Source organism: Aeromonas sp. HMWF017 (genome assembly GCF_003061465.1).
Classification (GTDB): Bacteria; Pseudomonadota; Gammaproteobacteria; order Enterobacterales; family Aeromonadaceae; genus Aeromonas; species Aeromonas veronii.
Genome location: NZ_QAJD01000154.1, coordinates 673 through 4,789, shown reverse-complemented (window position 1 = coordinate 4,789; position 4,117 = coordinate 673). Strand labels below are relative to the sequence as shown.

Sequence of the window (4,117 nt, the reverse complement as noted above, 5' to 3'; positions counted from 1 at the left end):
GGGCGAACCCTGCCCGCGCGTCTGCTTGACCAACGCCAGATCCAGCTCCCCCGCCTCGAAGCGCTGCCAGATCTCGTGGCTCAGGCCACTTTGCACCTCCAACCGTACCTCGGGGTAGTCGCGGGCAAAAGCGGCCAGCACCGGGGTAATGGCACCGGCGGCGAAATCCTCCGGCACCCCGAGGCTGAGCGCCACGCTCCCTTCCGTCACTTGTTCTTCGGCCTGCGCCAGCAGCGCCAGAATGCGGCGGGCCAGCCCCAGCAATTTTTCCCCCTCCGCCGTCGCCACCACCTGTCGACCGGAGCGATCGAGCAGCGGGCAGCCAAGCTGCTGCTCAAGGCGGCGGATCTGCTGGCTGATGGTGGATTGGGTCAGATGGACCCGTTCACCGGCGCGGGTAAAGCTGCCGGTGTCGATAATGGCGACAAAACTGCGCAGTAACAGGGGATCCAGCATGGGGCACTCCATTTACAAAACCACTGAAACCCATTCTATCATTTAATTTCCAAATGACTTTCGACCCCGCTAGGCTGGCATTTTTGCCTCCTTTGACGGTGATTTGCCATGTTCAGCCCCGATGACTCCGCGTCCCGAATGCCCCCTGCCTCTCCCAGAACCGGAAACAGCACCCGATGAATCAACGAAATACGGCTCAACCCGCAGGCCAGACTGCCCTGCTGGTGCTGGTGATCCTGATTGGCCTTAATCTGCGCCCCTTTCTTACCGCCATCGGCCCGCTGAGCGGCGAGATTGGCCGCGCCCTGTCGCTCGGGATGGATACCCTGGCCTGGCTCACCCTGCTGCCACTTTGGCTGATCGGGGTCGGCGTGCTGCTCACCCCGCGCCTGCGCAGCCTTGCCAGTGCCTCCACCCTGCTGGGACTGGCCCTGCTGCTGCTCACGGCGGGCAGTGCCCTGCGTTTTGATGCCCAGAGCGGCGCCCTGCTGATCACCACAGCCGCGCTCTGCGGCCTGGGTTCGGCGCTGGTGCAGGGGGTGCTGCCCGCCCTTATCAAGCAGCACTTTGCCCGCAAGGTGCCGCAAGTGATGGGGATCTTCTCTGCCTGCATGATGGGGGGCGGTGCGCTCGGCGCCAGCCTCACGCCACGGCTGGCGGCCAGCCTCGACTGGTCGCAGGCACTGGCACTCTGGAGCCTGCCGGTGCTGCTGGCCCTCGTCTGGCTAGGGTGGAAAGTGCGTCTGCCACGGGCCGCCGCGGTCACCATTCCCCACGGCGAACAGCGGCTGATCACCCTGCCACGCAGCTGGTTGCTGATCGTCTGCTTTGGCATCATCAACAGCGGTTACGGCATCGTAGTGGCCTGGCTGGCCCCCGCCTATATGGCGCAAGGGTGGAGCGCCGCACAGGCGGGCGAGCTGGTCGCCTGGCTGGCACTGGCGCAGACCGCCAGCGGCCTCGGCCTGCCGCTGCTGGCGGCGCGCAAGATGGATCGGCGGCCGTGGATGGCGCTGGCAATTGCCATGCAGCTGGCGGGATTCGGCGGCCTCTGGCTGGCGCCAGCCAGTGCCCCGATTCTCTGGTGCATGCTGTGCGGCGCCGGTCTTGGCGGCAGTTTTTCGCTGATCATGGTGATTGCGCTCGATCACCTGCCCGACCCGCGCCGCGCCGGCACCCTGAGCGCCCTGATGCAGGGCTTCGGCTTTATGCTGGCGGCCACCGGCCCCTGGGTAGCGGCACGGCTCTATCACTATGTGGGCGACTTCGCCGCCGCCTGGCAGTGGCAACTGGGAGGCTTGCTGCTGATGAGCCTGCTGGTGCTGCGCCTCGACCCGCGCCACTACCCTCGCGTTATGCGGTTACCGACCGCCAGCGAGCCGACCCTTTCGGCGCCCCTCCCGGCCAGCGCTGCGGCCCAAAGCAACACACCGGCCTGAGGCCGGTGTGTTGGGGATAACCGTATTGAGGATGACGAGCGAGGCTGATGCCACTCAGAGGGGCAACTCAGCGCCCCTTCTTCTGCCGTCCGGTGTTAGCGGTGCGCGGCTTGCCTGCGGCCGGTTTGCCACCCTTGCCGAGAGCCCCTTTGCCTGCACTGCCCTTGCCAGCGCCGCCTTTGTTGGCTGCACCTTTGCCCGCACCACCCTTGCCCACCGGCAGCTTCTTCTCGAAGGCTTCCGGGCCCGGCACATTGGGGCGCCCGCCAATCTCGTGATCATCATCGCGGCTCGGCTTCTTGCCCTGCCCCGGTTTGGCGCTTGGCGCCGCAGGAGCCTTGGCCGCCTTGGGCTTGTCGCCTTTGGCCGGTTTCACCTCGGAGGAGGAGTCCTCAATCAGCTTGAACAGATCGATCAGCTCGTCGTCGGTGAGATCGCGCCACTCGCCCACCGGCAGCCCCTTGAGGCTGACGTTCATGATGCGAATGCGCTCCAGCTTGGTCACTTCAAAACCGAAGTACTCGCACATGCGGCGGATCTGGCGGTTAAGCCCCTGCACTAGCGTGATACGAAAAACGAACGGCGCCTCTTTCTTCACCTTGCACTTCTTGGTCACAGTACCGAGGATCGGCACCCCGGCCGCCATGCCGCGCACAAACTCCTCGGTCACCGGCTTGTCGACGGTCACCAGATACTCTTTCTCGTGATCGTTGCCCGCCCGCAGGATCTTGTTGACCAGATCGCCGTGGTTGGTAAGGAAGATCAGCCCCTGCGAATCCTTGTCGAGCCGCCCAATGGGGAAGACCCGGGTGCTGTGGTTGACGAAATCGACAATGTTGTCCTTCTCGCCCGCCTCTGTGGTACTGACGATGCCCACCGGCTTGTTGAGGGCGATCAGCACCAGACTGTCCGCCTCGCGCGGTTCGATCACCTGACCGTTCACCTTGACCAGATCGCCAACCTGCACCTGATCACCGATCCCGGCCCGCTTGCCGTTGATAAAGACGTGGCCCTGCTCGATAAAGCGGTCGGCCTCGCGGCGCGAGCAGATACCGCTCTCGCTGATGTATTTGTTCAGGCGCATGGATTCGTTAGCCAGCATGGGTCACCTGCCACAGGGTCTGGGCCGCGCCCGGTTGTGCCATCGCCAGTTCCGGCTGCGCCGGGGAGGCTGTCTGCTGCATCAGCCAATTCACTACGTCAAAGTTCTGCATACCATTCCATCTTCAAAAAAGGCCAATGCCAGCTTATCCATCAAAAAACGCCGCTACAGTAGCATAATTGCCCCCTTTCAGGGGCAGATAGTTGCAGGGTCGCAGCGCCCAAGCTTGCATCTGCGGATAAGTTCAGGCCGCCAGATGGCCCGCGATGCAGCCTTCGAACGGCCAGCCTGATGCCAACGGCGGGATCCGGCGCCCACAGCCAGCGCGGCAGAATGCCATCAACTATACATATCACCTTGTTTCCATTAGGATTTAAGCCGATTGGCAGCGCCCAATGTGCTGCACCGAACTCGCCCACCCAGAGGCGGCCCCATCTCTATCGCCAAGGATTGCACCATGCTGGCTCACACTCGCCGCCTTGTTCGCCGTGCTCTGCTGACCCTGTTGCTGCTGTTGCTGACCGCATGGGCGGTGATCGCCTACTTCGCCTGGCAGGCAGCGCCGCTGCAGCTGTGGCACACAGTGGTGCCCCCCGAACTCAGCGCCGATGAGCTCGACAGCAGCGACTGGCAAGCCTATCTGACCCGCGAAGCAGAGCTGTTCGAGCTGGTGGCCACCGAGATAGTCGCCAAAACGCCGCCGGAGCAGCAACTGGCCAGCAATCGCTACTATCAGGATGCCCCCATCAATCCCGCCCGCTTTCAGCAGAACTGGAACCACTCCTACCTGCTGCGCCCCGAGGGGGAAGTCAAAGGGGTGGCGGTGCTGCTGCACGGCCTGACCGACTCCCCCTATAGCCTGCGCCATCTGGCCAGACGCTATCAGCAGCAGGGCTTTATCGCGCTGGGGCTGAGGATCCCCGGCCACGGCACTGTGCCCGCTGGCCTCGTGGATGTGGATTGGGAGACCTGGCTGGCCGCCACCCGACTGGCGGTGCGGGAGGCCAGATTGCTGGCACCGGGCAAGCGGCCGCTGCATCTGGTGGGCTTTTCCAACGGCGGCGCGCTGGCGGTGAAATATGCGCTCGATGCGCTGGCCGACCCGAGCGGCACGCTGGCA

5 protein-coding genes are annotated in these 4,117 nt (G+C 64.2%); 2 read left to right on the top strand and 3 right to left on the bottom strand.

The genetic code is table 11. The annotated features are described in order from the left end of the window. On the bottom strand, window positions 1-456 hold a 456-nt coding region (locus tag DBR30_RS22410; protein ID WP_258224464.1), incomplete at its 3' end, for a LysR family transcriptional regulator. A gap of 176 nt (window positions 457-632) precedes the next feature. On the opposite strand from DBR30_RS22410, the gene DBR30_RS16635 reads away from it, so the two are divergent. Then, window positions 633-1,895 carry a cyanate transporter gene (locus DBR30_RS16635; RefSeq protein ID WP_108588436.1) on the top strand — a complete coding sequence of 421 codons (1,263 nt, stop codon included), beginning with the start codon at window positions 633-635 and terminating at the stop codon, window positions 1,893-1,895. Window positions 1,896-1,962: 67 nt separating this feature from the next. Here DBR30_RS16635 and rluF read toward each other — a convergent pair whose 3' ends face one another. Both rluF and DBR30_RS22405 read right to left on the bottom strand, forming a co-directional pair. Next, window positions 1,963-2,997 (bottom strand): 23S rRNA pseudouridine(2604) synthase RluF, encoded by a 1,035-nt coding sequence (gene rluF / locus DBR30_RS16630; protein WP_108542193.1) that lies wholly within the window; start codon window positions 2,995-2,997, stop codon window positions 1,963-1,965. Beyond that, window positions 2,987-3,109 (bottom strand): hypothetical protein, encoded by a 123-nt coding sequence (locus DBR30_RS22405; RefSeq protein WP_258224463.1) that lies wholly within the window; start codon window positions 3,107-3,109, stop codon window positions 2,987-2,989. Before DBR30_RS22405 ends, rluF begins: the two co-directional genes overlap by 11 nt. A gap of 345 nt (window positions 3,110-3,454) precedes the next feature. Here DBR30_RS22405 and DBR30_RS22400 point away from each other — a divergent pair. After that, window positions 3,455-4,117: alpha/beta hydrolase (locus DBR30_RS22400; protein ID WP_258224462.1), on the top strand; the 663-nt coding region annotated here is incomplete at its 3' end.